At 69.3% G+C, this 25,578-nt stretch carries 22 protein-coding genes and 1 tRNA gene; 4 read left to right on the top strand and 19 right to left on the bottom strand.

Annotated features, from left to right (window positions below; genetic code table 11):
* Positions 1-9 precede the first annotated feature (9 nt).
* The 10 genes from HZF19_RS04665 to HZF19_RS04625 all read right to left on the bottom strand — a co-directional run bounded on the left by HZF19_RS04665 (position 10) and on the right by HZF19_RS04625 (position 7,749).
* Entirely contained in the window at positions 10-510 is a 501-nt protein-coding gene (locus HZF19_RS04665) for a hypothetical protein (RefSeq protein WP_235979344.1), read from the bottom strand.
* A 5-nt stretch (positions 511-515) separates the two neighbouring features.
* A complete protein-coding gene (gene folP, locus HZF19_RS04660; protein ID WP_208027588.1) occupies positions 516-1,331 on the bottom strand; it encodes a dihydropteroate synthase in 816 nt (271 codons plus the stop codon).
* A 151-nt stretch (positions 1,332-1,482) separates the two neighbouring features.
* The gene (gene folE / locus HZF19_RS04655; RefSeq protein ID WP_208027587.1) at positions 1,483-2,103 is read right to left on the bottom strand and encodes a GTP cyclohydrolase I FolE; all 621 of its coding nucleotides are present in this window, start codon (positions 2,101-2,103) and stop codon (positions 1,483-1,485) included.
* Positions 2,100-4,037: an ATP-dependent zinc metalloprotease FtsH gene (gene ftsH, locus HZF19_RS04650; RefSeq protein WP_208027586.1), complete on the bottom strand. Its 1,938-nt coding sequence runs from the start codon at positions 4,035-4,037 to the stop codon at positions 2,100-2,102. The genes folE and ftsH overlap by 4 nt, the downstream gene beginning before the upstream one ends.
* A 57-nt stretch (positions 4,038-4,094) precedes the next feature.
* Positions 4,095-4,661: a hypoxanthine phosphoribosyltransferase gene (gene hpt / locus HZF19_RS04645; RefSeq protein ID WP_208027585.1), complete on the bottom strand. Its 567-nt coding sequence runs from the start codon at positions 4,659-4,661 to the stop codon at positions 4,095-4,097.
* Positions 4,662-4,674: 13 nt separating this feature from the next.
* Positions 4,675-5,571, bottom strand: a complete 897-nt coding sequence (gene tilS / locus HZF19_RS04640; RefSeq protein WP_208027584.1) for a tRNA lysidine(34) synthetase TilS — start codon at positions 5,569-5,571, stop codon at positions 4,675-4,677.
* Positions 5,572-5,581: 10 nt separating this feature from the next.
* Positions 5,582-6,649 (bottom strand): Rv3626c family coenzyme F420 biosynthesis-associated protein, encoded by a 1,068-nt coding sequence (locus tag HZF19_RS04635; protein ID WP_208027583.1) that lies wholly within the window; start codon positions 6,647-6,649, stop codon positions 5,582-5,584.
* A gap of 4 nt (positions 6,650-6,653) precedes the next feature.
* A complete protein-coding gene (locus tag HZF19_RS16770; RefSeq protein ID WP_268962762.1) occupies positions 6,654-6,788 on the bottom strand; it encodes a hypothetical protein in 135 nt (44 codons plus the stop codon).
* Positions 6,789-6,860: 72 nt separating this feature from the next.
* Positions 6,861-7,127, bottom strand: a complete 267-nt coding sequence (gene rsrA, locus HZF19_RS04630; protein ID WP_208027582.1) for a mycothiol system anti-sigma-R factor — start codon at positions 7,125-7,127, stop codon at positions 6,861-6,863.
* Positions 7,120-7,749 carry a sigma-70 family RNA polymerase sigma factor gene (locus HZF19_RS04625; RefSeq protein ID WP_208027581.1) on the bottom strand — a complete coding sequence of 210 codons (630 nt, stop codon included), beginning with the start codon at positions 7,747-7,749 and terminating at the stop codon, positions 7,120-7,122. The genes rsrA and HZF19_RS04625 overlap by 8 nt, the downstream gene beginning before the upstream one ends.
* Positions 7,750-7,954: 205 nt before the next feature.
* Here HZF19_RS04625 and HZF19_RS04620 point away from each other — a divergent pair, with 205 nt between their 5' ends.
* Together HZF19_RS04620 and HZF19_RS04615 are read left to right on the top strand one after the other, a co-directional pair.
* Positions 7,955-10,024, top strand: coding sequence for a glycosyltransferase family protein (locus HZF19_RS04620; protein ID WP_208027580.1), 2,070 nt, complete (start codon positions 7,955-7,957; stop codon positions 10,022-10,024).
* Between the two features lie 270 nt (positions 10,025-10,294).
* The gene (locus tag HZF19_RS04615) at positions 10,295-11,527 is read left to right on the top strand and encodes a bifunctional lysylphosphatidylglycerol flippase/synthetase MprF (RefSeq protein WP_208027579.1); all 1,233 of its coding nucleotides are present in this window, start codon (positions 10,295-10,297) and stop codon (positions 11,525-11,527) included.
* Between the two features lie 175 nt (positions 11,528-11,702).
* Here the strand turns inward: HZF19_RS04615 and HZF19_RS04610 are convergent, their stop codons facing one another.
* On the bottom strand, positions 11,703-12,356 hold the full coding sequence (locus HZF19_RS04610) for an NYN domain-containing protein (RefSeq protein ID WP_208027578.1): 654 nt from the start codon (positions 12,354-12,356) through the stop codon (positions 11,703-11,705).
* A gap of 299 nt (positions 12,357-12,655) precedes the next feature.
* Positions 12,656-12,728: transfer RNA gene (locus HZF19_RS04605), tRNA-Thr, on the bottom strand.
* A 157-nt stretch (positions 12,729-12,885) separates the two neighbouring features.
* On the opposite strand from HZF19_RS04605, the gene HZF19_RS04600 reads away from it, so the two are divergent.
* On the top strand, positions 12,886-15,585 hold the full coding sequence (locus tag HZF19_RS04600; RefSeq protein ID WP_208027577.1) for a sensor domain-containing protein: 2,700 nt from the start codon (positions 12,886-12,888) through the stop codon (positions 15,583-15,585).
* Positions 15,586-15,633: 48 nt separating this feature from the next.
* Here HZF19_RS04600 and HZF19_RS04595 read toward each other — a convergent pair whose 3' ends face one another.
* The 4 genes from HZF19_RS04595 to topA are packed head-to-tail and all read right to left on the bottom strand — an operon-like array spanning position 15,634 to position 21,761.
* Entirely contained in the window at positions 15,634-16,707 is a 1,074-nt protein-coding gene (locus tag HZF19_RS04595; RefSeq protein WP_208027576.1) for a DNA polymerase III delta subunit-related protein, read from the bottom strand.
* Positions 16,704-17,312 (bottom strand): dTMP kinase, encoded by a 609-nt coding sequence (gene tmk, locus HZF19_RS04590; RefSeq protein ID WP_208027575.1) that lies wholly within the window; start codon positions 17,310-17,312, stop codon positions 16,704-16,706. The genes HZF19_RS04595 and tmk overlap by 4 nt, the downstream gene beginning before the upstream one ends.
* On the bottom strand, positions 17,309-18,892 hold the full coding sequence (locus HZF19_RS04585; RefSeq protein WP_208027574.1) for an MFS transporter: 1,584 nt from the start codon (positions 18,890-18,892) through the stop codon (positions 17,309-17,311). The genes tmk and HZF19_RS04585 overlap by 4 nt, the downstream gene beginning before the upstream one ends.
* 49 nt (positions 18,893-18,941) lie before the next feature.
* Positions 18,942-21,761 (bottom strand): type I DNA topoisomerase, encoded by a 2,820-nt coding sequence (gene topA / locus HZF19_RS04580; RefSeq protein WP_208027573.1) that lies wholly within the window; start codon positions 21,759-21,761, stop codon positions 18,942-18,944.
* Between the two features lie 267 nt (positions 21,762-22,028).
* Here topA and HZF19_RS04575 point away from each other — a divergent pair, with 267 nt between their 5' ends.
* On the top strand, positions 22,029-23,288 hold the full coding sequence (locus HZF19_RS04575; protein WP_208027572.1) for an acyl-CoA dehydrogenase family protein: 1,260 nt from the start codon (positions 22,029-22,031) through the stop codon (positions 23,286-23,288).
* Between the two features lie 32 nt (positions 23,289-23,320).
* On the opposite strand, the gene nhaA is transcribed toward HZF19_RS04575, so the two are convergent.
* Genes nhaA through HZF19_RS04560 form a run of 3 tightly spaced genes read right to left on the bottom strand, consistent with a single transcriptional unit; the run spans position 23,321 to position 25,521 of the window.
* Positions 23,321-24,727, bottom strand: a complete 1,407-nt coding sequence (gene nhaA, locus HZF19_RS04570) for a Na+/H+ antiporter NhaA (RefSeq protein WP_208027571.1) — start codon at positions 24,725-24,727, stop codon at positions 23,321-23,323.
* 10 nt (positions 24,728-24,737) lie between these two features.
* Positions 24,738-25,181, bottom strand: coding sequence for an ATP-binding protein (locus HZF19_RS04565; RefSeq protein ID WP_208027570.1), 444 nt, complete (start codon positions 25,179-25,181; stop codon positions 24,738-24,740).
* The gene (locus HZF19_RS04560; protein ID WP_208027569.1) at positions 25,174-25,521 is read right to left on the bottom strand and encodes an STAS domain-containing protein; all 348 of its coding nucleotides are present in this window, start codon (positions 25,519-25,521) and stop codon (positions 25,174-25,176) included. The genes HZF19_RS04565 and HZF19_RS04560 overlap by 8 nt, the downstream gene beginning before the upstream one ends.
* Positions 25,522-25,578 lie beyond the last annotated feature (57 nt).

Genomic DNA, 25,578 nt, shown 5'->3' with positions numbered 1-25,578 from the left:
GCGGGAACGCTAGAGGTCGAGCGCCACGGTGACCAGCTCACGACCGACCGGCCCCATCTGGCGTTGGGTGATCTGCTCAATCACCTGGATGGCTCGTGGTCCGGTGTCGATCAGGCCGTTCCACAACAGGAACCCGGCGACGAGACCGCACACCCGGTCACCGAGCTCTTCCTGGTGGACCAGCACCTTGGAGCTGCTGCCGATGAGCTCCTCGAGCTCCGGGTAGAGCTTGGCGAGCAGCGCGTGCGGGTCGTCGGTCGCCGCGAACGGCCGGTGCCGCCACGCCACTCCGAGCTCGTCGTAGTTGTGCAGGTTGTGGGGCGCGGGGATCAGCGAGATCACCGTGGTGAAGGACTGCTCGCGGATCCAGATGATCTCCTCCTGCCGACGCACCCGCCGGTGGTTGTCGCCGTAACCGCCGGGGCGCTCGCACACGGCGAGCCGGTCCTTGATGATCCAGTGGAAGTTCCGAGGGCGGATGCCCTGGGCCCACTTGCCCTTCGTTGCCACGCCTCTCATGCTGCCACGACTTTCGCCGAGTGCACGGCGGCCAGCACGTCATGGGCCCGGATCATCCGTGCCCCCTGGGTCATCGCCCACACGCCGAGGGCGATGGAGCCCTCGAGGCGATCGTCGGTGGGAACCGGCGCGGTGGACTCGGTCGGCACCTCGCCCCGGTCGGATGCGGCATGCAGGCGGCCGATGGTGGCCTTGCGGGACAGGCCGACGAGCACCGGCAACCCTATGGCGACGATCCGGTCGAGGTGCCGGAGCAGCGAGAGGTTGTGCACCATGGTCTTACCGAAGCCGAAGCCGGGATCGAGCCAGATCTCCTCCACGCCTGCCCTCGCCGCCATCGCGGCGCGCTGCTCCAGGAAGGTTGCGACCTCGGCCACCACGTCGGTGTAGGTGGGGGCCTCCTGCATCGTCTCGGGGCTTCCTTGCATGTGCATCGCGACCCACCCCGTGCCCAGCTCGGCGGCGGTCCTCCACAGGGAGGCGGAGACGTCGTTGATCAGCGTCGCCCCTGCCCGCACGGCCGCTCTGGCGACCTCGTCCTTGCGGGTGTCGATCGAGACCCGCACCACGGGCGCCAGCGCCTCGACCACCGGGACCACCCGGCGGATCTCTTCCGGCGCGTCCACCGGCCTCGCCCCGGGGCGGGTGGACTCCCCACCGACGTCCACCACCGACGCGCCCTCGGCCACCAGCTCGAGGCCGCGAGCGATGGCCGAGTCCGGATCGCACCAGCGCCCACCGTCGCTGAACGAATCGGGGGTCACGTTGAGCACACCCATCACCAGTGGCAGGACACGCTCCTCGCCGGTCACCTCCGGGAGACTACCGACCGCTCCGCCACGCCCGTTCCCCCATCGCGTTCGCTTCTGGCAGGCCGAACGCGTGCTCCAGCACGCGTTCGGCCTGCCAGAACGCGACCTGCCAGAACGGGAGCGGATGGCCAGGGTGAGCTCGCCGCCGGCGTCAGCCCCGCTCGATGAAGCGCATGGCCTCGAATCGCGTGGCCGTGTTGTCGCGGAACAGCCCCCGCACCGCGGAGGTGACCGTCGTGGCCCCTGGCTTTCGTACCCCGCGCATCGACATGCAGAGATGCTCCGCTTCGATGACCACCAGCACTCCCTTCGGCTGGAGGGTCCGTTCGATCTCGTCGGCGATCTGGGTCGTGAGCCGCTCCTGGACCTGCGGTCGCTTGGCGTACGCGTCGACCAAGCGGGCCAGCTTCGACAGACCCGTGACCCGGCCATCGTCGTTGGGGATGTAGGCCACGTGCGCCTTGCCGATGAACGGCACCAGATGGTGCTCGCACATCGACGTGAGGGCGATGTCGCGCACCATCACCATCTCGTCGTGATCGGCCTCGAACACCACCTTGAGATGGTGATCGGGTGCCTCCCGCAAGCCCGCGAACACCTCCGCGTACAGCCGAGCCACACGGGCGGGGGTGTCCCGGAGGCCGTCGCGGTCGGGATCCTCGCCGATCGCCAGCAGGATCTCGCGCACCGCGCGCTCGATCCGCGGACCGTCGACCGGCTCGGCCGGGAGCGCTGTGGTGGCGGAGGGCGGAGTGACGTCGGGCTCGGTCATGCGTCGCGGAAGCGGGGTGGGCCCCCATCGGGGTTCTCGGTCGGGCCAGGTTCGGCTTCGGCGGCGGTGAGGCTGTCGCCCATGGCACTGCCCGCGCCCCTCACACCATCCGCCGGGAGCATGTGCTCGGTGCCGGGCGCGTCGAGATCGGCGAAGATGCGCATGAGCTCGACATCGCCCAAGGTCTCCTGCTCGACGAGGGCGTCAGCCAGCCGGTCCAGGGTGGCCCGGTGCAACGTCAGGATCTCCCGCGCCTCGTCATGGGCCTCGTCCAGCAGCCGCCGCACCTCCGTGTCGATCGCCGCCGCGATCGCGTCGCTGTAGTTCACCTCGTGCCCGTGCTCGCGCGCCAGGAACGGCTCGGTGGTCCTCATCCCGAGCTGCTGCGGACCGAGCGCGTCGCTCATCCCGTACTGGGTGACCATCGCCCGGGCGATCTGGGTCGCCCGCTCGATGTCGTTCATCGCTCCCGTGGTGGGGTCGCCGAAGATGAGCTCCTCGGCAGTGCGGCCTCCCATCAACATCGCCAGCTCGTCACGCAGCTCCGAGCGGGACCGGATGTTCTTGTCCTCGACCGGCAGGGCCTGGGTCCATCCCAGGGCCCGACCGCGGGCGATGATCGACACCTTGTGGATCGGATCCGCGTTGGGCAGCACGTGGCCGACCAGCGCGTGACCACCTTCGTGATAGGCGATCACCCGCTTCTCCCGCTCCGACATCACCCGGGTCTTGCGCTCCGGGCCTGCCACCACCCGATCGATGGCTTCCTCGAGGTCGGCCATGGTGATGCAGCTCTCCCCCCGGCGGGCGGAGAGGATCGCGGCCTCGTTGACCGTGTTCGCCAAGTCGGCGCCGGTGAACCCGGGGGTTCGCCTGGCGATGATGTCGAGGTTCACATCCTCCGCCAAGGGCTTGCCCTGCGTGTGTACCCCGAGGATGGCACGCCGGCCTTCCAGATCAGGGCGATCGACCACGATCTGACGGTCGAACCGGCCGGGGCGCAGCAGCGCCGGATCGAGGATGTCCGGCCGATTCGTGGCCGCGATGAGGATGACCCCGCTGGCGGCGTCGAAGCCGTCCATCTCGACCAGCAACTGGTTCAGGGTCTGCTCCCGCTCGTCGTGACCACCGCCGTAGCCCGCGCCCCGATGGCGACCGACCGCGTCGATCTCGTCGACGAAGATGATGGCCGGCGCCGCACTCCTGGCCTGGTTGAACAGGTCCCGTACCCGGCTGGCGCCGACCCCGACGAACATCTCCACGAAGTCGGAACCGGAGATGGAGAAGAACGGCACCCCGGCCTCCCCGGCGACGGCACGAGCGAGGAGCGTCTTGCCCGTGCCCGGAGGCCCGTACAGCAGCACGCCCTTCGGGATGGTGGCCCCCATGGCGTGAAACTTGGCAGGGTTCTCGAGGAAGTCACGAATCTCCCGGAGCTCCTCGACGGCTTCGTCGGCCCCGGCCACGTCGGCGAAGGTGACCCGAGGCGCGTCTCTCGACGGCCGGCGGGTACGAGCCCGGCCGAAGTTGGGCCGCCCACCCTGCATGCCCAGCAGCAGGTAGCCGAACACCCCGATGAGCAGCATCACCGGCAACAGTTGCAGGGCCACATCGGCCCACACCGATCGGGATTGGGCGTCGGCGTCGGTCTCGATGCCCGCCTCGATGAGACGCTGGGTCAGCTCGTCCGCGTATTCAGCCGGGTAGACGACCTTGTATCCGGTGCCGTCGGTGAGCTTCCCGGAGACCACGTTGTCGCGATCCTTGATCGTCGCCGTGGCCACCTGCTGGTCCGCCAACTTGGCCTCGAACGCACCCAGATCGAGCCGTTCCGGGCCTGAGCCGTCACGAAGGACGACGACCAGCGCGATGGCCAGCACGGCGCCGAGCGCGATCGCCGTCACCACGACGGGGCGGGACAGATGCTTCCTCACGACCCGCCAAGGCTACCGGCGGCCGACCGGCAGGCGCCTCCGCCCGGTCCCCGCCGTTCAGGTGATGCCACCGTGGTACGCGACCACGTCCGGCAGATTCCGGTAGCGCTCGGCCACGTCGAGGCCGTAGCCCACGACGAACTGATCCGGGATCCGGAACCCGATGTAGCGCAGGTCGGGCTCGACCTTCTGCCGCCCCTCCTTCAGCAGCAGTGCGCAGACTTCGAGGCTCGCCGGATGGCGTGCCTGGAGGTTCTTGACGAGGTAGTTGAGGGTCAGACCGCTGTCGACGATGTCCTCGACCAGCACCACGTGCCGACCAGAGAGGTCAAGGTCCAGGTCCTTCACGATGCGGACCACCCCACTCGTCTTGGTGGCGCTGCCGTAGGAGGACACGGCCATGAAGTCGAACTCCACCGGCAGATCGATCCGGCGGGCCAGATCGGCCATGAACATGAAGGCACCCTTCAGCACCCCGACCAGCAGCGGTGACCGGCCCTCGTAGTCGGCGGTGATCTCCTTACCGAGCTCGGCGATCCGCGCCTGCAGGACCGCTTCGGGCACGATGACCTCTCCGAGGTGCGGATCCACGCTGCTCTCACGGTCCGGATCGCTCGGCTCCATGGCGAGCGGAACCCTACCGCTCGACGCCCGTGCTCGCCCGGTGGAGTCGGAGGCGCTGACCGCTGCGGTCGACGCGCCAGCCGCCGCCGACCTCGGTACCCGTCGCCTCGCCTCTGGCCACCGCGAGCACGCGCTCCACGGTCGCCAGAGGCGGGGGATGCCAGTCAGGTGAGCAACCTCGGAGCCAGTTGCGCACCGCGATCGCGCCGAGCGCCGGAGGCGCGGCGTCCAGCGCCCGGGCGTCGGTCGGGTCGACGGCGGCAGCCAGCTCGTCGAGCAGCTCAGCCGCGGCACGCACCACGTCTGCCTGCCGGCCGATGATCGGCACCACGTCCCGACCCGCGATGTCCCCGAGCAGCGGAAGGAGCTCGTTGCGCACCCGGTTGCGCCGCAGCGACGGGTCGCGGTTGCTCGGATCGTCCACCACCTCGAGTCCCAGCTCGTCGCACAGCGCACGGGTCTCCCACCGCCGCAGGTCCAGCAGCGGTCGCCTCCCGTCACGGCGCATCCCCGCCAAACCATCGAGCCCGGCACCGCGCAGCAGGTTCAACAGCACGGTCTCGGCCTGGTCATCGGCCGTGTGTCCCAGCAAGGCGCCGGGTGGTAGCACGGCGTGGCGCGCCGCTCGGGCGCGGGCCTCGAGGTTCGGGCCGGGCTCGACGGTCACCCGCTCGGCGCGGAAGGACGCGCCGAGCCGCCTGGCGGCCGCCTCGACCACCCGGGCCTCGCCCTCGGAGCCTTCCCGTAGCCCGTGGTCGACGTGGACGGCGGTGACCACGCAGCCCGCCTCCACCGCGAGGACGAGCAGGCACAGCGAGTCCGCGCCGCCCGAGACGGCGCACACGACGGGCGTGCCGGGGGGCGGGAACGTACACCTGGCGAGCAGCTCGGTGGCGAGCCCGCCCTCCATCTCCCCACGCTCAAGCGACGCGGGCCGGTGCCACCCGAGCGATCCAGGTCGCAGGCTCGCGGATCTCGGCGATGCTCGGCAGGTTCTCCGACCGCTCCCACGCCAGCTCGAGGAGGGACGGCCCACCCGCCCGCTCGACCTCCTCGATGAACCGCTCCCCCTGCTCGTACTGGGCCAACTTCGCCTCGAGGCCCACGAGTTGCTGCAGGAGCCTGGCCAGGCCCTGGGCCGACTGGCGGCGCTTGCGCAGCACGCTGGAGAACCGGCCGGCGCTCGGCACGAGATCGGCACCGGCCCGGTCCATCGTGATGTCGCCGTGGCCCTCGAGCAGGCTCATGAGCCCGCTCAACTGATCGAGTACCGCCCGCTGCTCCGGGGAGGCCACCAGCGCCACGACCCCACCGTCCGACAACGGGTTCTCGCCTCGACGGACAGCAGCCACGGCCCGGTCGATCGCCGCCAGGAAGCGCTTGGGGTCCGGATCCACCGACTCGAGCATCTGCTCCACGAGCCCGAGGAAGTGCTCACGCATCCAGGGGATGCCCGTGAACTGCGCCCGGTGGGTCACCTCGTGCAGCGCGATCCACAAACGGAACTCCCGGGGAGGAAAGGCGTACATCTTCTCCAGCGCCAGGACGTTCGGCCCGACGTAGTAGACGAGGTCCTGGTCGTGGGGTGACTCCTCTTCGATGATGAGCAGGTCGTACTGACCGAGCACCCGGTTCGACATCCAGCCGAGCATCACCCCGACCTCGGCTCCCGCGACCGCTCGGGTGATCGGCGCGAAGGGGCTCGCCGCCATCCGCTCGCCGAACCGCTGGATGAGCGGGCGCAGGAGCCGCTGGAAAGAGGCGATGTTGGCGCGCACCCATCCGGCGCGGTCGGTGACCCGCCCGCGGGCATCACCGTTGAGGGACCGCAACCCCGTCGCCTGCTCGACCAGGTCCTCGGCCCGAGCGGTGAACTCCGTGAAGTCCGGCTCCAGCGACGCGTAGTGGTAGCTCTCGGCGAACGGCTCCCGGCCGGCTGCACGCACGGCCACCCGTTCGGCCAGCGCCCAGTCGACCGTGCCGCTCACCAGGTCAATCCCGCGGGTAGCGCGGCATCTCGACCTTCTTGAGGTACATGATGCCGATGGCGAGCACGAGCCCGATCGCGCCCGCGGTGAGCGCAACGGCGATCCAGAAGTGCCACACGACGGCCAAGACGGGATCCATGCGGACGATCATACGGGCAACGTCCGCCGCGACACATTCCGCCGGCCCACCCCGACCCGGCGTGGCCGGTGATCATCGGGGTGGCTGATCGGGTGCGGTCGAGAGGGATCGCAACGTCTCCTCGATGCGCTGGCGGAGCTCGGGGGGCACCTTTTCCCGGCACTTTTGCTGTATCACCAGGCGCAGCTCGGCCTCGAAGTCGAACACCTCGAGGCACGGGTTGCAGTCGTCCAGGTGGCGGGCGATGACCGACCGGCGCTCCTCGGTCAGCTCACCGTCGAGGAAGACGTAGAGCTCCCGGAGCGCCTCGTTGCAGTCCGTTCGGTGGTGGTCACCCATCGCTCACCCGGTCACCTGTCCTCACCGGCTCCTGTTCCCCGACCGCTTCGTCACTGGCGTCCCGGGGTGCCAGCCCTCGCCCCGTCGCGTACTCGTACAACTTCTTCTGCAGCGCCCTTCTTCCCCGATGCAGCCTGCTCATCACCGTGCCGATCGGGATGTCGAGGATCTCGGCGATCTCCTTGTAGGAGAAGCCCTCCACATCGGCGAGCAGGACCGCCATGCGGAACTGCTCCGGTAGGGACTCGATGGCGTCCTTCACCTCCGCGTCGGTGAACCAGTCCATCAGCTCGTCCTCGGCGCTGCGACCGACCTGGGCTGCTTCGAGACCGCCGAGGCGGCGGTAGAGGTAGAGGTCTTCAGCCTCGTCGAGCTCCTGCTCGTCGGGCCGGCGCTTCCTGGCCCGGTACAGGTTGATGTAGGTGTTCGTGAGGATCCGGTACAACCAGGCCTTGAGGTTGGTGCCCTCCTGGAACCCGCTGAAACCCCGGTAGGCCTTGAGGTAGGTCTCCTGCACCAGATCCTCGGCATCAGCAGGATTGCGGGTCATGCGCAGGGCGGCGGCATAGAGCGAGGGCATGTACGCCATCGCCTGCTCCGCGAACCTCGCCTGATCGGCCATCGATGCCACCCTACCCGCCGTCGGGATGACGGAACCCCGGCACGGGGCCGGGGTTCCGGTGTGTGCACTATCGGGTTGGGACATCCCGGGTATCGGCAGATCCCGACGCATCCTTGAGCAGGAACTCGAGGCTCGATCGGGAGCCACCCCATCCCGACCCCCTCACCCTCACGGGCCGCGGGCGGCACGATACGTTCGACCCGACATGGAGCCTCCTCAGGGACGCCACCCTCATCCTGCTCGTCGGCTGCGGCAGAGTGCTGGCCTGCTCCATGCTCGCTCGATCGACGTGGTGGGCGCGCTGGGGTGGGTCGCGGTGGGCATCCTCCTGCTCGGCCTGCGCGACCCGACCCTCTGGCGGTGGCGGGACGACGCGGTCATCACCCTGTCGCATGCCCGGGGCTGGGTGGAGCTCGGGGTCCCGTCGGTCTCGGCGGCGGGCGAGCGGGTCGAGGGTTACTCCGCGCCCCTGCAGTTCTTCGTCGCCGCGCTGTACTACCGGCTGGGTGGCTCGGGCTGGGACACCTTCCTCGACGTGCAGGTGCTCGCCGGATTCGCCCTCTGCGGCTACTTCGTGTCCCGCCTCCTGCACCATGCCGTGCCCGGCGCTCCGACCCGGGCGCGCCTCGTCGCCGGAACCGCGGTTGCAGTCGTGGGGCTGAGCACCTGGGTGGCGCTCGGGTGGTTCGGATCGGGGATGGAGAACAGCATCACGGTGCCGTTGCTGCTCGGCGTGATGGCCACCACGCTCGGGGTGCTCCGTGAGCGCTCCCATCGCGGCTACGCGGCAGGGATCCTCTTCGGTCTCACGGGCATCACCCGCACCGAGCTCGCCGTGTTCCTGCTGCCTGCGCTGGCTGCAACCACGTACCTGCTGTGGCGCGACCGGCCCGCCGTGGCGGCCCGGGTCGCCGGGATCGCGATCGCGATCTGGGCGCTCGTCCACGGTTGGAGGTCGGCCACGTTCGGCACGCTCCTGCCGAACTCGGCGATCGTGCAGGGCAAGACCTCGGTGTCGCTGACCGGTCTCCTGGCGCTCGGTGCCGTGGCCGCGCTGCTCGCGGGCGTCGGCTGGCGATGGCGCCGAGAAGCCGGCTTGCTGGTGGCGACCTCGCTCGCGGGCATGGCCTTCCTCACGATCGCCCTGGTCGCCGCATCGGACCCCGACGGCCTGATCCTCGACGACGTGCCCACACGGCTCGTCATCGCCTTGGCCGGTCTGCTGATGCTCGCGGCGGCCGGATGGGCCCTGCGGGCAGGGGGCCTGCTCAGCTGGGCCGTGATCCTCCTGGTGGGAATGGCGCCCATGGCCCAAGAGCTCGTGCTCGGTCCCGCCCGCCTCGATCCTCCCCGGATCGGAGGGCAGAGCCTGATCCTGCTGGCCTCGGGTGCGGGGGTCGTGGCCCTGTGGCTCCTCACACCTCCGAACGCGTCGAGACTCCGCACCGAGTGGGAAGCGGGAGCTCGGCGAGCAGCCGGGGCGGCGACGGTGCTGGCCTGCGGCGGACTGGTGGCGGTCGGGGTGATGGCCTGGCGGTCCGGGGACGCCGAGCTGTGCTGTGCGGTGGAGGACCACCGGGCGGTGCTCGATCTCGCTGCCGAGCATGCGCACGACACCGGGCTCCCGAGGACGATCGTCGCCGCACCTGACATCGGCAAGCTCTCGTTCGAGAAGGCGGCTGTCCTCGTCGACCTCGGCTTCCTCGGGGACCCGGTGGCCGCGGAGATCCGCCGCACGCGCCCGGATCTCCTCGACGACTACCTCCTGCAGGTCCAGGTGCCCGATGTGGTGGAGGTGCACGGGATCTGGTCCTGCTACATCCACGACGACTGGGTCACCTCTGCGCCGTTCGGCACGCGGTACCGGTTGGCCCGCCTCGCTGGCGACCCGCCCGACCCCACGACCGACCCGCTCTGCGGTGACCGGGCACGAGGCCGCTCCTACGTGCGATCGTCCTCCGATCCCGGGTATCGCCAGGAGATCGACCTCACCGCCGCGCTCGCCCGACGGGTCGAGGAGGCCCCTTCGCTGGTCGCGGCGACCACGGAGCGATGCGCCGCCGGAGCCACCCACCCGCTCGACTGCCAATGGGTACGCCGTAGCATCCAGCGAGCCATGCCCGAGCTCCGGGCGGCCGGAGCCGATGACGCCACCGTCGAGGGCCTTCTCACCACCTCGCCCACGCCAGAGCTGGACCGGCTCTTCCTGCGAACACCCCCCGGCTGGTCGAGAGGTGCAGCCTCCGAGATCATCGAGGCGCTCGACCGTGGCTGATCGACGAGCCCGCCGCGGAGCCCGGGACGGGAAGTCGAACCCTCGACCTTCCTGACCGTCGTCGGCTGGACCAGCTGGCGACCGCCGCGCCGGTATCGTCGCCGTCCGTGACCCGTGACCGACTCGGCCCCTGCTCGCCGCGAGGGAGAACACCGAGGACCTGCTGGGCTGACCGGTCTGAACGATGGGAACCGCTGCTGCCGAACCATTTTGCCCCCGGGTGACGGTCCGGTCGCCGCGACGCGTCACGGCGGTCACCGCGGCGACGGCGTGCTCGAAGGCCTGATCGGCGTCGAGGGGGAGTACACGTACCAGCCGGGGTTCTTCGGGGTCGCGTTCCCGATGTCGCTCGTCGCGCTCGGTTCGATCGGCCTGGTGACCACCCTGGTGCTGATCTTCCGGCCGATCGTAGCGACGCCGCGGACCGAGGCCGACTGGGTCGCCGCGAAGCGACTCGTCCACCGGTACGGCACGGACACGCTGGCCTACTTCGCGCTCCGCCATGACAAGAGCTACTTCTTCTCGTCCGACGGTGACGCGATGATCGTCTACGCATACCTCGCGCGCTACGCGCTGGCCTCGGGAGACCCGGTCGGTGCAGCGCCGTCGATCGATCTGGTCATCGACGAGTTCCTCGACATGTGCGTCCGGCACGGTTGGGGCGTCGCGTTCCTGACGGTCCGGCAGGATCAGGTCGCGCGCTACGAGCGCCGGGGCCTGCGATCGCTCTACCTCGGCGACGAGGCCGTCATCGACTGCACGAGGTTCACGCTCGGAGGCAAGCGCAACAAGAGCGTGCGGCAATCGGTCGGCCGGGTCGCCCGCACCTACGACTTCGAGCTCGTCGCCGAGTCGGAGGTCGGTGCGGCGACCGTCGCGGCCTGCAACGCCGTCAGCGAGCGGTGGCGGGGCAAGGCGCCCGAGCGTGGGTTCACGATGGCGCTCGGCCAGGACGTCGAGGGCAAGGAGCAGCAGTACCTTCTCGCGATCTCGCACCACCGCGCCGACGCGAGCGTCGGGGGGTTCCTGCGGGCGGTGCCGGTGTACGGCGAACCGGAACCCGGCGGGACGGTGCCGATCGTGGGGCGCACCCTGGACCTGATGCGGCGCGATCCGGATACACGGAACGGGATGACCGAGTTCCTCGTTGCCAACACCGCGTTCGCATTTCGCGATCGCGGGGAGCGGGTCCTGTCGATGAACTTCGCCTTCGCGGGGCGCCTGTTCGGATCCGACGTGCGATTCACCCTCCGCCAGCGCGTGGCGCGTGTCCTCGTCTCCGCGCTGAACCCCTTCTTCCAGGTCAAGTCGCTGCGTGACTTCAACCGACGCTTCCGGCCCGACTGGGTGCCGCGGGTGATCGTCTACGAGGACCAGCGCTCGCTGCCACAGGTCGCGGTGCTGTTCGGAGCGGTCCAAGGCTTCGTGCGCCTGCCGCTGGTGGGCCGCTACCTCGTGCCGCGTCGCATCGAGCCCGGTCACGCCGGCGAGGCCGGTGGGTGATGAGACCCGGTCCCGGTTTCTGCGTGGCATGGTCAGAGCCTTACGAGCCTGGGAAGGGAATCGAACCCTTGACCTGCTCATTACGAGTGATACGGGCCTGAACGCTGTGCTCACCTGCGGAAGCGCAGGTCGGCGGCGAGCGTTGTGCGTGGGTGTTATCCGCTGTCGTCGACCGTCAGGTCGTCGGCGGCGGTCCGGGCACGGGCTTGGTGTAGTCGGTCGGGTCAGCGACCATCTCGAAGTCCTTGCGCCGGAGGTGATGGCACCAGGTCCGGCGGCCGGCGATCCGGAGGTGCGAGGCGTAGCCCACATCGGGCCGCCACGCGGCGAACTCGATCCACTTCCCGGTGTCGATCACGGCCTCAGCGGCCGGGAGCAGGTCGGTGTCGGCTGACATCAGGATGGCTACGTCGTACTCGTCGCGGGTCGCGCCCATGACCATGTCCACCGCGAGCATCACGTCGATGCCCTTCTCGCGGACCTCCCATTCCACGGGCTTGTCGTTCTCCCAGCGCGTCGGCCGGTAGTTGAGCGGGCGAGTGAACACCTCGACGCTCTGTTGGGCTGACCAGAACCGGAGCTGGCGCTGACAGGCCGCTTGCCCAGTCGGGTTGCGCTGCGCGTCGGACTCCCCGCGGTACACGCGTACCTGATCGAGCGTGCGGGGCTTCCCGGCCTCTTCAGCTCGTTGCCGGAGCAGGACCCCCAGTCGACGCGGGTAGATCTGCCCGAACGTGAAGTCGTACTTGGTCGACTCGTTGCCGAACACCTCGCGTGCCCGCATGTACGCGTTCTGGTAGTCGATGAACACCCTGAGCCGGTCCGGCACTGCCTGACTCCCGCATGAAAAATCCCCACCATTCCAGGCGCGAAGCCCAAAAGGTGGGGAGGATTGATGCGCAATGTACGACCGCCTGAGGCACCACACAACCCACCAGAACGGCCGTTCGACCCGGTTGAGCGTACCTGCTACTCGGGGGGTAGGACGAAGGGCACTGGGCGCAGAGGCAGCAGCCCTTGTCGCCCTCGTCGATGTGGGCGTAGTAGTCGACCTTCTCCGGTGTCGGAGCGTTGTGCTCACATCGCTCCTGCACTGCCAGGGCCGTTTCCCCTGGTCAGAGCCTTACGAGCCCGGGAAGGGAATCGAACCCTTGACCTGCTCATTACGAGTGAGCCGCTCTGCCGACTGAGCTACCCGGGCGAACAGGGTGCGTACCGTAGCAGTCGGTCCACCAGCTCACGACACCCCGTCCGGGCGCCCTGGCTCCCCGCGGCACCGCCGTCTACGCTCTCCCCGGCGTCGATTTTGACGGCTGGGGAGCCGGGGGCGACGGCGCCGACGCTGGGGGGAGGACCGAGTGACGCTCGATCACGGGCACCACGAGGATCTGGTGAACGGCACGGGCACCGGAATCGCCCGCGGTCCCGAACTGCTCCCGTTCCCGATGCCAGGGCCGGACGAGACCCTGGTGCGGGAGGCGCCCATCGCCATCTACTCGGTCGACTTCCGAGGCCGGATCCTGTCGTGGAACCCCGCGGCCGAGGAGATGTTCGGCTGGAAGGCCGGCGAGATCATCGGCCGACAGGTCCCGTTCCTGCCTGCCGAGGAGCGTGAACGAGCCGCCGAAGCGCTGATCCGGCTGATCCAGGGCGAATCGGTGCCCCCAGTCGAATACCGGCCGGTACGCAAGGACGGAACCCGGATCGATGCCCTCAGCTCGGCATCGGTCCTCACCGCTCACGACGGCACCCCGCTCGCGATCGTCGCGTACGCCATCGACATCACGGCTCAACGTCGGGCCGTCGAGACGGTCGCCCAGGCGGAGCACAAGTGGCGCGTGCTCCTGGAGAGCACCAACGACACGGTGACACTGGTCGACCACACCGGTCGGGTCAAGCAGACAACGGGTGAGTTCACCGACGTGCTCGGCTACCCGGCCGAGTGGTGGAGTGGGCGATCGGGCTTCGACCTCATCCACCCCGACGACCGCACCACGGCGCGGGAACTCTTCACCTGGGCGCTGAACCACCCCGGCGAGCCGATCACCGACGTCTTCCGGACCCATCACCGCGACGGTCGATGGGAGCTCATCGAGTACACGGCGGTGAACAAGCTCGATGACCCCGCGGTCGACGCGGTGGTGATCACCACCCACAACGTCACCGAAGTGAGATTGGCGGAAGCACTCGTGTCCGATGAGGCAGGGGTACTCGAGCTGATCGCCCGCAATGCCTCCCTGCGCGACATCCTCGACGAGGTCGTCCGCATGATCGAGTTCCACACCGGCGGTCGGGCGGGGGTGTTCATCCTCGATCGCGCCGCTCCGGCCGATGCCCAGGCCTGCGCGTCGTCCGAGTTGTTGCACACCCTGGAGGTTGCCGCGGCAGGAGGCGTAGCCGGCACCTGCGGGGAGGCCATCCGCCTCCGCGAGACCGTGATCGTCCCCGATGTCCGAACCCATCCGCTCACCGCCGCCGATCCCGGCCCGTTCCTCGTCGCAGGCATCCGATCGGCGTGGTCCCGGCCGATCCTGGACACGGACGACTCCGAGGTGCTCGGCACCATCGCGGTGTACAACCCCGACCCACGCGAGCCCACTCCACGGGAGCTCGACGTGGTCGGCGTGGCCTCGCACCTCACGGCCATCGCGCTCGAGCGCGACCGGGTCCAGCGCCGCCTCGAACATCAGGCCCGCCACGACCAGCTGACCGGGCTGCCGAACCGGTGGGCCATCGTCGAGCGGGTCGAGGCGGCGCTCGACCGCGCTGACGACCGGGGGGCGGTGGCCGTGGTGCTCATCGACCTCGATCGATTCAAGCTGATCAACGACAGCCTGGGCCACGAAGCGGGTGACACGGTGCTGGTGGCGTTCGGGGAACGCCTCCGATCCCTGGTGGGAGGAGACGATCTGGTCGGGCACTTCGGCGGCGACGAGTTCGTCGTGGTGATGGAGGGGGTCGAGGACATCGAGGTCGTCCACCGATTCGCGAGCAGGCTCGACCTGGCCCTCTCCGAGCCGTTCACGATCGCGCTGCGGATCGGCGACGCCGGGGAGCTCGCTGCGGTTCCGGTCGCCACCACGACGAGCGTGGACGTCGGGGGACCGATCGAGCACCAGATCTTCCTCTCCACCAGCATCGGGGTCGCCCTGGGGCATGACCGGTCGATGAGCGGCCATCAGCTCCTGCAACAGGCCGACACCGCGATGTTCCGGGCCAAGGACCGCGGCCGGGACCGGCTCGAGGTGTTCGATGACGGCATGCGGCGGCGTGCCGCCGAGCACCTGCGGATGGACCGTGAGCTGCGCCTCGCGGTGGAGCGGGCACAACTCCGGGTCCACTACCAGCCCAAGATCGACCTGGCGACCGGACGGATCATCGGCGCCGAAGCACTCCTCCGATGGGATCATCCCGAACGGGGCTTGGTCACGCCTTCGGAGTTCATCGGCCTGGCAGAAGAGACCGGGCTGATCGTCCGCATCGGCGCCTGGGTCCTCGACGAGGCCGTCCGGGCGGCCAGCACGTGGCGCGAGCGGGCCGGCACCGAGTCGTTCCGGATCTCGGTGAACCTCTCCCCTCGCCAGCTCATGGCTCCGGGATTGGTGAGCATGGTCGCTCGGACGCTGGCCCGCCACCGCTGGCCCCCCGGCCAGCTCGTCCTGGAGCTCACCGAGAGCCTCCTCATCGACGACGCCGATGCCGCTCTAGGCGTTCTCCAGCAGCTCGAGGTGCTCGGGGTGCAACTGGCCATCGACGACTTCGGCACCGGCTACTCCTCACTCGGGTACCTGCATCGCTTCCCCTTCGACGTGGTGAAGGTCGACCGGGAGTTCGTCGGACCTCTCGACGCGAACGGTGAAGGCTCAGCGGTGGCCGCCGCGGTCATGCACATGGCCAGGGCGCTGGATCTGCAGACCGTCGCCGAGGGTGTGGAGTCCGACGAGCAGCTCGCCGGGCTACGCGCCCTCGGCTGCGGGGCAGCCCAGGGCTTCTACTTCAGCGAGCCGGTGCTGGCTTCCGGACTGACCCGCCTGCTCGAGAACGACCCGCGCTGGTGATCCACCCCGGTTCAGCCGGGGCGCGACGGGACGGGCACGCCGCCGGCGTCATGTCGAGCTGCGGTCGCCGAGCTTCACGAACAGCGCTTGGAGCTGCAGGCGCTCGTTCGGGTTGCGTACGAGCGCCTGCGCCACCTGCTGCACGGCGTCGAGCGCGGCCACGGCAGGCTGCGGGCGAGCCGAGGCCAGGAGCTGGTCGCGGTAGCGGCGGGCCAGGGTGAGCAATCCGAAGCGCAGCTCGTCCACCCGGTGGCGGCGTTCCTCACGCTTGTGGCGCTCGGCGAGCTCCCGGCGGCCCGAGCCGCGCTCGCCCGAGCGCGACACCCGCTCCTCCAGCTCCTCCACCTCGGTGGCATGCCGGGCCCGCAGCGGCACGAGGGAGTCGTCGATCATGGCGAGCAGGTCGTCGACCAGCCGGGTAGCGGTCGCGCCCGTGCCGTCCAGGCGATCGGGCACCTCGTGCCAGGCCTGCCGGCGCAGCGCGAGCCGATCATCGGCGGCCAGCACACGCGCCCGGCGAAGATCCCCGCCGGACAACGCGGCCGCCTCCTCGGCACGGGCCTCGTCGACGCCCTCACCGACCAGCCGGGCCACGATCTCCCCGGTGGGCACGGGGCCGAGGTCGACCCGCACGCATCGCGACGCGATGGTGACCAGGTCCGCCGTGATCTCCTCGGCGAGCACCACGAAGAAGGTCCCCTCGGGTGGCTCCTCGATGGTCTTCAGCAACTTGGGACCGACCGCGGGGGTCACCAGGTGGAACTCATCGAGGACGAGCACCTTGCGATCACCCTCGACCGGCGTCCGGCTGGCGCGGTCGATGATGCGGTCCGCCTGCTCCGCACTGATCGACGCCCCGACTCGTTCGACCACCACCAGGTCAGGATGCTCCTCGGCCAGCGCCAGTCGCCGGTGCCGCTCGGGATCCGGGCGGCCATCGGCGAGCAGTTCCGCTGCGAACGCCCTGGCCAGCGCCCGCTTGCCGCTGCCGCGCGGCCCCACCAGCAGGTACGCGTGCACGGGAGACGCGACCGCGGCCTGCAGCTGGGCCACGGCCCGGGGCTGACCGACGACGTCGCCCCAGACGTCGACGATCGTGCCGGACGAGACCGTGGAGCTCACACCGGGAGTTGTAGCCGCTCACGGACCGCGCCGCGCACCCTGGCCGCGATCGCGTCCACCGAGCAGGTGCCGTCGAGCACCACCCAGTGATCGGGATCGGCTGCGGCCATGGCCCGGAACCCTCCGAGAACCCGGGCATGGAACGCCCCGTCCTCGCGCTCGAAGCGGTCGAGCCCCCGAACCAGCCTGGCCACGGCCATGTCGTGGGGGACGTCGAGGAGGATGGTGAGATCAGGCCACAGTCCACCTGTCGCCCATTCGCTGAGGGATCGCACCTCCTCGATCGGTAGCCCCCGGCCGTAACCCTGGTAGGCGATCGAGGACGCCGCGAAACGGTCGGTGACCACGTGCCGGCCGGCGGCGAGCGAAGGCCTCACCACTCCGGCCACGTGCTGAGCCCGATCGGCGGCCATGAGCAGCGCTTCCGCCCGGGCATCGAGCGCTCGGGTGGCCGGATCGAGCAAGACGCCACGGATCCGCATGCCGATCTCGGTTCCACCGGGCTCCCGGGTGAGCACCGCGCCCAACGCCTTCGCCAGCAGCTCCGCCTGGGTCGACTTGCCCGACCCCTCACCGCCTTCGAACGCGATGAACCGGGCGGTCACGGCGCCGACACGTCGTGGCGTGACGGATGGCTGGCCTCGCGCGCGGCGCGCAGCCGCTGCCCGGAACGCAGCGAGTGCAGCGCCAGGAATCCCGCGGCGGTGATGATGCCAGCGGCCAGCCACAACGCCAGGCGCACTCCCGGCAGCACGACGGTGACCGACCCGATCTCCACCGCGCCTCCGACCAGCAGGTCCGAGAGCCGCCCGAACGCCGCGGCCAGCATTGGCCCCGCGATCATGGCGACGAGCACGCACAGGCGGACGAGCGTGTTGAGCGAGCTGAAAACCCGACCACGCAGCTCGTCGGTGACCTCTTCCTGCAACATGACGAAGCCGATCACGTAGACCGGACCGACGAACACCCCCATGAGGAACACCGACACCACGGCCACCGTGAGGCTCGACGTCGATGTGCCGGCGAACAGAGCCGCGCCGGTGAAGAAGAGCGCCGTGGTGAAGACCTTCGCCTTCGGGAGCCGCTTCTGGAGTGCCGACACGATGATGGCGCCCGCCGCGACCCCGAATCCCAGAGCGGTCGTGAACAACCCGTAACCGGCGGCGCCAGCTCCCAGCACCTCGGTGGAGAACACCGCGCCGAGCGGTATGAGCATGCCCCCACCGATGAGACCGGTCGCCAAGCCGACGTTCACCGCCCGTACCGTGTGGTTCAGGAAGATGTAGTGCCAGCCCTCCTTCAGCTCGTGGAACGTCTTGGCGAAGTCGACACGACCGGGCCCGCCCGAGGAGCGCCGTCCTGCGCGAACTGGCAACGCCAGCGAGCGGATCATCAGCGCCGAGAACAGGAACGTCGCCACGTCGACGTACAACGCGAGTGACATCTGGTCGAGGCGCAGCACGCTCAGGGCGTCGATAGACGACAGCCGCTCGGACACCCCGGCCAGCAGCGCGAAGAGCAGCGCGGCGAACGGGAAGGTGCCGTAGGCCGCTCCGAGAGACAAGGAGTTCGCGGTGGTGAGCTGCTCCTGCGGTACCAGGTTCGGAACGGTCGCGTCCTTTGCCGGGGACCACAGCAGGGTGAAGACCTCGAGCACGAGAGACGCCACGACCAGACCAGCGAGGCTGTTCACGAACGGCAACGTGGCGATCACGCAGGCCCGCCCGACGTCGCACACGACCATGACCCGCTTCCGGTCCCAGCGATCGACCAGGACTCCGGCGAGCGGCCCGAAGAAGAACCCGGGGATGATGCGCGCCGCCATCACCAGTGAGATGGCTCCCGCACCGCCTCCGTCACCGATGCGAGCGGCCAGCAGGATGATGGCCGAGAACCCGAGCCAGTCCCCCATCGACGAGACGACCTGCACCAGCCAGAGCCGGAAGAACTCGTGCGTGCCGAAGAGCCGGACGTGCCACCCGGGGCGGTCGCTCGCCGAGCCGGGGTACATCGTGTCGGTCGGATCTCCCCTGCCTTCGGCGGCGAGCAGCGCGTCGGCGATCACCGACGCTTCACCCGCCGCCCCGATCGTGGTCCGGGCGCGATCGGGTGAGGGCGCCGCAGTCGCACCGAGATCGGTGGACACGGCGTCGGCGTGAGAGGGGTCAGGTCGCAGGACCGCCACGGCCCACCACGTTAGAACGCACGGCCGGAACGACCCCGGGACCGACCGGTCAGGCGGTAGCGGTCGTCTCGCCCCCAGGTGCCGATCCCGCGGTTGCCCGGTCCTCGGAGGTCGCCCGCCTCGTCGCCGCTGCCTTCTTCGTGCGAGCGGGAAACGCCGTGATCTTCTCGCCCTTCGCGGCCTTCTTCGCGGCCTTCTTCGCGGTTGTCTTCGCCGCTGCCTTCTTGGCGGCTGCCTTCTGCGCCGCCGGCTTCCCGGTAGCGGCCTTCTTCCGAGCCGCCTTCTTCGCTGGTCCGCGATCGCGCCGGTCCTGAAGCAACTCGGCGGCCCGCTCGTCGGTGATCGTCTCGGGGTCGTCGCCGCGCCGCAGCGACGCGTTGGTCTCCCCGTCGGTCACGTACGGTCCGAAGCGGCCTTCCTTCACCACCATCGGCCTACCGCTCACCGGATCGGGACCGAGCTCGCGCAGCGGAGGTCGGCTGACCTGGCCGCGCCGCCGCTTGGGCTCCGCGTAGATCCGCAGAGCCTCCTCGAGGGTGATCGTGAAGAGCTGCTCCTCGGATTCGAGGCTGCGGCTGTCGCCGCCCTTCTTGAGGTACGGGCCGTAACGGCCGTTCTGCGCGGTGATCTCGGTGCCGTCGCTCGGGTCCACACCGACCACCCGAGGAAGGCTCAGCAGCCGTAGCGCGTCGTCCAGGGTGATCGTCTCGAGCGACATGGTCTTGAACAGCGAGGCGGTCTTGGGCTTCTGCTTCGACCCCTCGACGACCTCGCCGAGCTGCACGTAGGGGCCGTACCGACCGGCCCGGGCGATGACCGGAAGACCCGTCTCGGGATCCTCGCCCAGCACTCGATCACCGCTCGGTGCCTCGAGCAGCTCGATCGCCTTGTCGAGGGTGAGCTCGTCGGGTGGGAGATCCTCGGGGATGTTCGCCCGGTCGTCCCCCCGGCTGAGGAACACCCCGTATCGCCCGACCCGCACCTCGACGAGCTGGCCGTTCTCGTCTACGCCGAGCGGGATGGCGTTGACGACCCTCGGGTCGATCTCGCCGAGGCGGTCCGAGACCGCTTCCTTCAGCCCTCCGTGCCGCTCGCCGTTGGTGGGCCGGCCGAAGTAGAAGTCGGCGAGCCACGGGACCATCTCGCTCTCACCCTTGGCGATGGCGTCGAGATCGTCCTCCATGCGGGCCGTGAACGCATAGTCGACCAGGTCGGGGAAGTGGCGCTCCAGCAGGCTCACCACGGCGAACGCGGTGAACGATGGGATGAGGGCAGCGCCTCGCTTCCACACGTAGCCGCGATCCTGGATGGTGTTGAGGATGGATGCGTAGGTGGAGGGCCGGCCGACGCCGAGCTCCTCGAGTTTCTTGACCAGGGAGGCCTCCGTGTAGCGCGGCGGTGGCTGGGTCTCGTGACCCTTCGGCTCGACCTGGCGGGCATCGAGCTGGTCGCCTTCGGCCAGCGCGGGCAGGTGGCGCTCCTCCCCACCCTCTGGGGCCTCGCCCTCATCGAGGGTTTCCACGTACGCGAGCAGGAAGCCCTGGTGGGTGATGACCGTGCCGCTCGCCGCCAACTCCACGTCGTGACCGCTCGGGGTGACGGCACCCAGCCGCACGCTGACCGTCTCGCCCCTGGCGTCGGTCATCTGGGACGCGATGGTGCGCTTCCAGATGAGCTCGTACACCCGAGCCTCGGTGACGTTCACCTCCCGGGCCACGTCTTCCGGGGAGCGGAACGAGTCGCCTGCGGGTCTGATCGCCTCGTGAGCCTCCTGCGCGTTCTTCACCTTCCTGGTGTACGTGCGAGGCTCGCCGGGCAGGAACTGGTCACCGAAGCGGCGGCGGATCTCCTGGCGAGCCGCGGCCAGCGCGGTCTCCGACAGGGTCGTGCTATCGGTGCGCATGTAGGTGATGTAGCCGTTCTCGTAGAGCGACTGCGCGGCCCGCATCGCCTGCTGGGCCGACAATCGCAGCTTGCGCGCCGCCTCCTGCTGGAACGTCGAGGTGATGAACGGCGGTGCCGGGCGCCGGTGGTACGGCTTGCGCTCCACCGAGCGCACCTCGAACGCCCTCCCCTCCAGTTCGGCGGCCAGACCGCGGGCGGCGGGCTCGTCGAGCACGACCAGATCAGTCTTCGTGAGCTGCCCCCGGCTGTCGAAGTCCTTTCCGGTGGCCAGGCGTCGGCCGTCGAGCCCCACGAGGGTGGCGGTGAAGGCCTCGGGTGGCGCGCTGCGGGTACCGAGCTCGACCTCGAGGTCCCAGTAGCACGCCGGGACGAACGCCATCCGCTCCCGCTCGCGCTCGACCACCAGCCGGACCGCCACGCTCTGCACCCGCCCCGCCGAGCGGGCGTTGCTCACCTTCTGCCACATCACCCGGGAGAGCTCGAACCCGTAGAGCCGGTCGAGGATGCGCCGGGTCTCCTGCGCATCAACCAAGCGCCGATCGAGCTCGCGGGGGTGCTCGATCGCCTCTTCGATCGCCTGGGGGGTGATCTCGTGGAACACCATCCGCTTCACCGGCACCGACGGCGGTGGGTTCAGCACCTCGAGCAGGTGCCAGGCGATGGCTTCACCCTCACGGTCCTCGTCGGTGGCGAGGTACAGCTCGTCGGCCTCCCTGAGGAGCTTCCTCAGCCGCTTGACCACGTCCTTCTTGCCCGGCGAGACCACGTACACCGGCTTGAAGTCGTTGTCGACATCGACACCGAGGCTCGCCCACGGCTCACCCTTGAACTCTTCGGGCAGGGTCTTGGCCACCGCGAGGTCGCGGATGTGCCCGACCGAGGAGTCCACCACGAACCCGTCGCCGAGGAAGCGCTCGATCGTCTTCGCCTTGGCCGGCGATTCCACTATGACCAGACGTGTCATCGCCGGGAAGGTTGAAGTGCGGATCGACGCCTTGTCAATCCACCCCCCGATCGAGCGGGCCCCCTCCCCCCGCTACGCGGGGGGAGAAAAACGCCCCACGGCTGGGGTCTCCGGCAGGGCAGGCACGACTCCACACTCCTCCCGAGTTGGTCGGGGTGAACAATTTTCATCCTAAGGCCGGTTCCCGAGGTGCGGGCCGGGAGCCGGTTCGGGAAGGATGGCCCGGTCTGCCGGACCACGTGGTCCTTCTGATGCGAGGGAAACGAGATGGACTTCGAGCTGAGCCCCACCGCCCAGGACCTGCGCGAGCGGCTGCTCGCCTTCATGGAAGAGCGGGTCTACCCGGCGGAAGCTGTCTACCGCGAGCAGATGGCCGCAGCCGGCGATCCCCACCACCACCCGGCGATCATCGAGGAGCTGAAAGCCGAGGCTCGCTCCCGGGGGCTGTGGAACTTGTTCCTACCCCACAAGACCGAGTGGACCGACGGCCTGTCCAACACCGACTACGCACCGCTCGCCGAGATCACGGGCCGCAGCCCCCTCGCACCCGAAGCACTCAACTGCTCCGCGCCGGACACGGGCAACATGGAGATCCTCACCATGTTCGGCACGCCGGAGCAAAAGGAGCGCTGGCTCCAACCCCTCCTCGAAGGTGAGATCCGCTCCTGCTTCGCCATGACCGAGCCCGAAGTCGCCTCCAGCGATGCCACCAACATCCGGTGCGAGATCCGTCGCGAAGGCGACGAGTACGTCATCAACGGGCACAAGTGGTGGATCTCCGGCGCCGCCAGCCACCGCTGCAAGGTCGCCATCCTCATGGGCAAGACCGACCCCGAAGCCCCGATCCACCTTCAGCAGAGCATGGTGCTCGTACCACTCGATACGCCCGGGGTCACGATTATGCGCAACCTGCCCGTCTTCGGCTACGAGGACCGCGAAGGGCATTGTGAGATCCTCTTCGAGGACGTGCGGGTTCCCGTCTCGAACCTGCTCGGCGAAGAAGGCGGGGGGTTCGCGATCGCCCAGGCCCGCTTGGGACCCGGCCGCATCCACCACTGCATGCGGGCCCTCGGTGCGGCCGAGCGGGCGTTGGAGCTGATGTGTCGTCGGGTGCGCGATCGGGTGGCGTTCGGGAAGACACTCGCCGAGCAAGGCGTGATCCAACAGTGGATCGCGGACAGCCGTATCGAGATCGACCAAGCCCGGCTGTTGACCCTCTACGCCGCATGGTTGATGGACACGGTCGGCAACCGGGGAGCACGTACCGAGATCTCGGCCATCAAGGTCGTCGCTCCGAACGTGGCGCTGCGAGTGGTCGATCGGGCGATCCAGGCGCACGGTGGAGCGGGGGTCTCGAACGACGTGCCGCTGGCCGCCATGTACGCAGGCCTACGCACGCTGCGCCTCGCGGACGGCCCCGACGAGGTCCACCGCATGGTCATCGCCCGCCGCGAGCTACGCAAGTACGAAGCGGGCACGGCGCCGGCGTCAGCCACGACCTCCGGGGACCTCGGCGTGGCTCGGTAACCACCCCGCCGATCGCGGGTCGTCGACGCGCCTCACGGTAGGGAGGCGTCGAGCGAGGGCTCCGTTCGGAACAACTCGGCTTCGGCGGCCTCCTCCAGCGCCCGCTCCGCGGGTGTCGCCCGCCGGGCCGCGGCGGACAGCACGAGCAGGCTGATCGCGGCAGCGGAGAGCGACGCCGCGAAGATGCCGACCTTGGCATCCTCCTGCAACACGAGATCGTCGAACGCGAGGCCCGACACGAAGATGGCCACCGTGAACCCGATGCCTGCCGCGACCGCCGCGCCGAGCAGGTGCAGGTTCGTCACCCCGCGAGGGCGGGTGGCCACCTTCAGCTTGATCGCTGCCAGCGCAGCACCACTGACGCCGACCGTCTTGCCGACCAGCAAACCGAGGAACACGCCGAGAGTGATCCGTGAGGAGACGGCGTCGCTCAGCGCGGTTCCGTTGAGCGGGATGGCCGCGTTCGCCAGAGCGAAGATGGGGATGACCACGTAGCTGGTCCACGGCAACAACAGGTTGGTCAGCCGCAGATCGACCGGCACCGCTTCCTTGATGAGGAAGGCCGCGTCGCGCACGTTCGCGGCCGACAACTCCTCCCGGCCTTCGAGCCGGTCGGCCACCGCCTCCGGGTCGATCTCGGGATGCAACGGCGACGTGGGGGTGAGGAACCCTGCGATCACCCCGGCGATCGTGGCGTGTACCCCTGAGCGGAACATGAAGTACCAGGCCAACACTCCGAGCACCACGTAGACGGGGTAGAACCAGACCCGCGCCCGCCGGATGAGGTACATGGCCGCCAGTGAACCGAGGGCCGCGGCGAGCCACGCGAACGAGATCCCGGAGGCGTAGAAGGTGGCGATGACCGCGATCCCTCCCAGGTCGTCGGCCACGGCCAGGGTCAGGAGGAACAGCTTGAGCTGGACCGGCACCTTCGATCCGAGGAGGCTGACCACCCCGACCGCGAAGGCGATGTCGGTGGCCATGGGGATCGCCCAGCCCTTCGATCCCACACCACCCACGTTCACCGCGCTGTAGATGATGGCCGGAGCCAGCATCCCGCCGAGGGCGGCGATGATCGGCAGCGCGGCGGCCTTCGGTTCGCGCAGCTCGCCGGTCACCATCTCCCGCTTGATCTCCAGGCCGACGACGAAGAAGAACAGCGCCATCAGGCCGTCGTTGACCCACTCATGCAAGGTGAGCTCGAGGTGGAACCCGCCGAGCGACACGCCGGCCTCCGTCGACCAGAAGGACTCGTAGCCGTGAGAGGTCACGTTGAACCAGATGAGCGCGACGATGGTGCCGAGCAGCAGCAGGACGCCGCTCGCCGCTTCGATGCGTAGGAACCGGGCCACGGGTTGCGCGACCCGCCTGGCCAGCAGGCGGTCACTCCCGAGCCAGGTCAGACTCCAGCGATGATGTTCAGTCGTCGATTGATCCATAGGTGCGTGCTCAGGCGCCGGGTTGGTGGCCCCAGCGCGGCTTGTAGACGACGAGCCGTACCGCAGTGCCGCCCTCCGATGAACGTATCTCGGTCTCGTCGGCCAGCTCGCTCATGAGCGGAAGGCCGAGGCCGCGCTCCCATTCGAGCCGCTCCGGGTGCTCGGGATCGGGGGCCTGCTCCACGGCTTCGGGGTCGAAGCCGGGGCCACGGTCGAGCACCTCCACCTCGATGCGATCGTCGGCGAGGTTGCAGCGGATGCGGATCTGCTCGTCCCGGGAGAGATCGGCATGGGCTTCGATCGCGTTCGTGGTCGCTTCGGACACGGCCAGTCGCAGGTCATCGATGCGCTCGTCACGGAAGGTGGGCTCGACGGACGCTGCGGCCGCCACCACTTGCCGAGCGAGGGCCAGGTACGCGGCGCGGGCCGGGATCACCAGCTCGACCTCAGCCACGATCGGCCCCCGCCAACGCTTCCTCGACCGTGTCGAAGGTCGGCAGGATCTCGAGGACCCGGGTGACCTCGAAGACCTTGCGAACCTTCGGCGTCAGGCCGACCACTGCCAGCTCGCCGTCGTGGCTTCGGACCCGCTTGAGGATCCCGATGATCACCCCTAGGCCCGTGGAGTCCAGGAAGTCGACGCCACCCAGATCGATCACCAACCGGTGGTTCCCCTCGGCCACGACGCGGATGGCCTCCTGGCGAAGCCGAGGCGCGGTGGCGACATCGAGCTCGCCCGTGACCGCGATCACGACCCAACCCTCCCTGTGGGAGACCCCGACATCGAACAGCACGACGTGTCCTTCCAGCCCATGCCCTCGGACGAGAACCGCTCCGAGGGTATACGAGCA

The organism is Rhabdothermincola sediminis (genome assembly GCF_014805525.1).
Classification (GTDB): Bacteria; Actinomycetota; Acidimicrobiia; order Acidimicrobiales; family Acidimicrobilacustridaceae; genus Rhabdothermincola; species Rhabdothermincola sediminis.
This window is presented reverse-complemented; position numbering and strand designations above follow the sequence as displayed.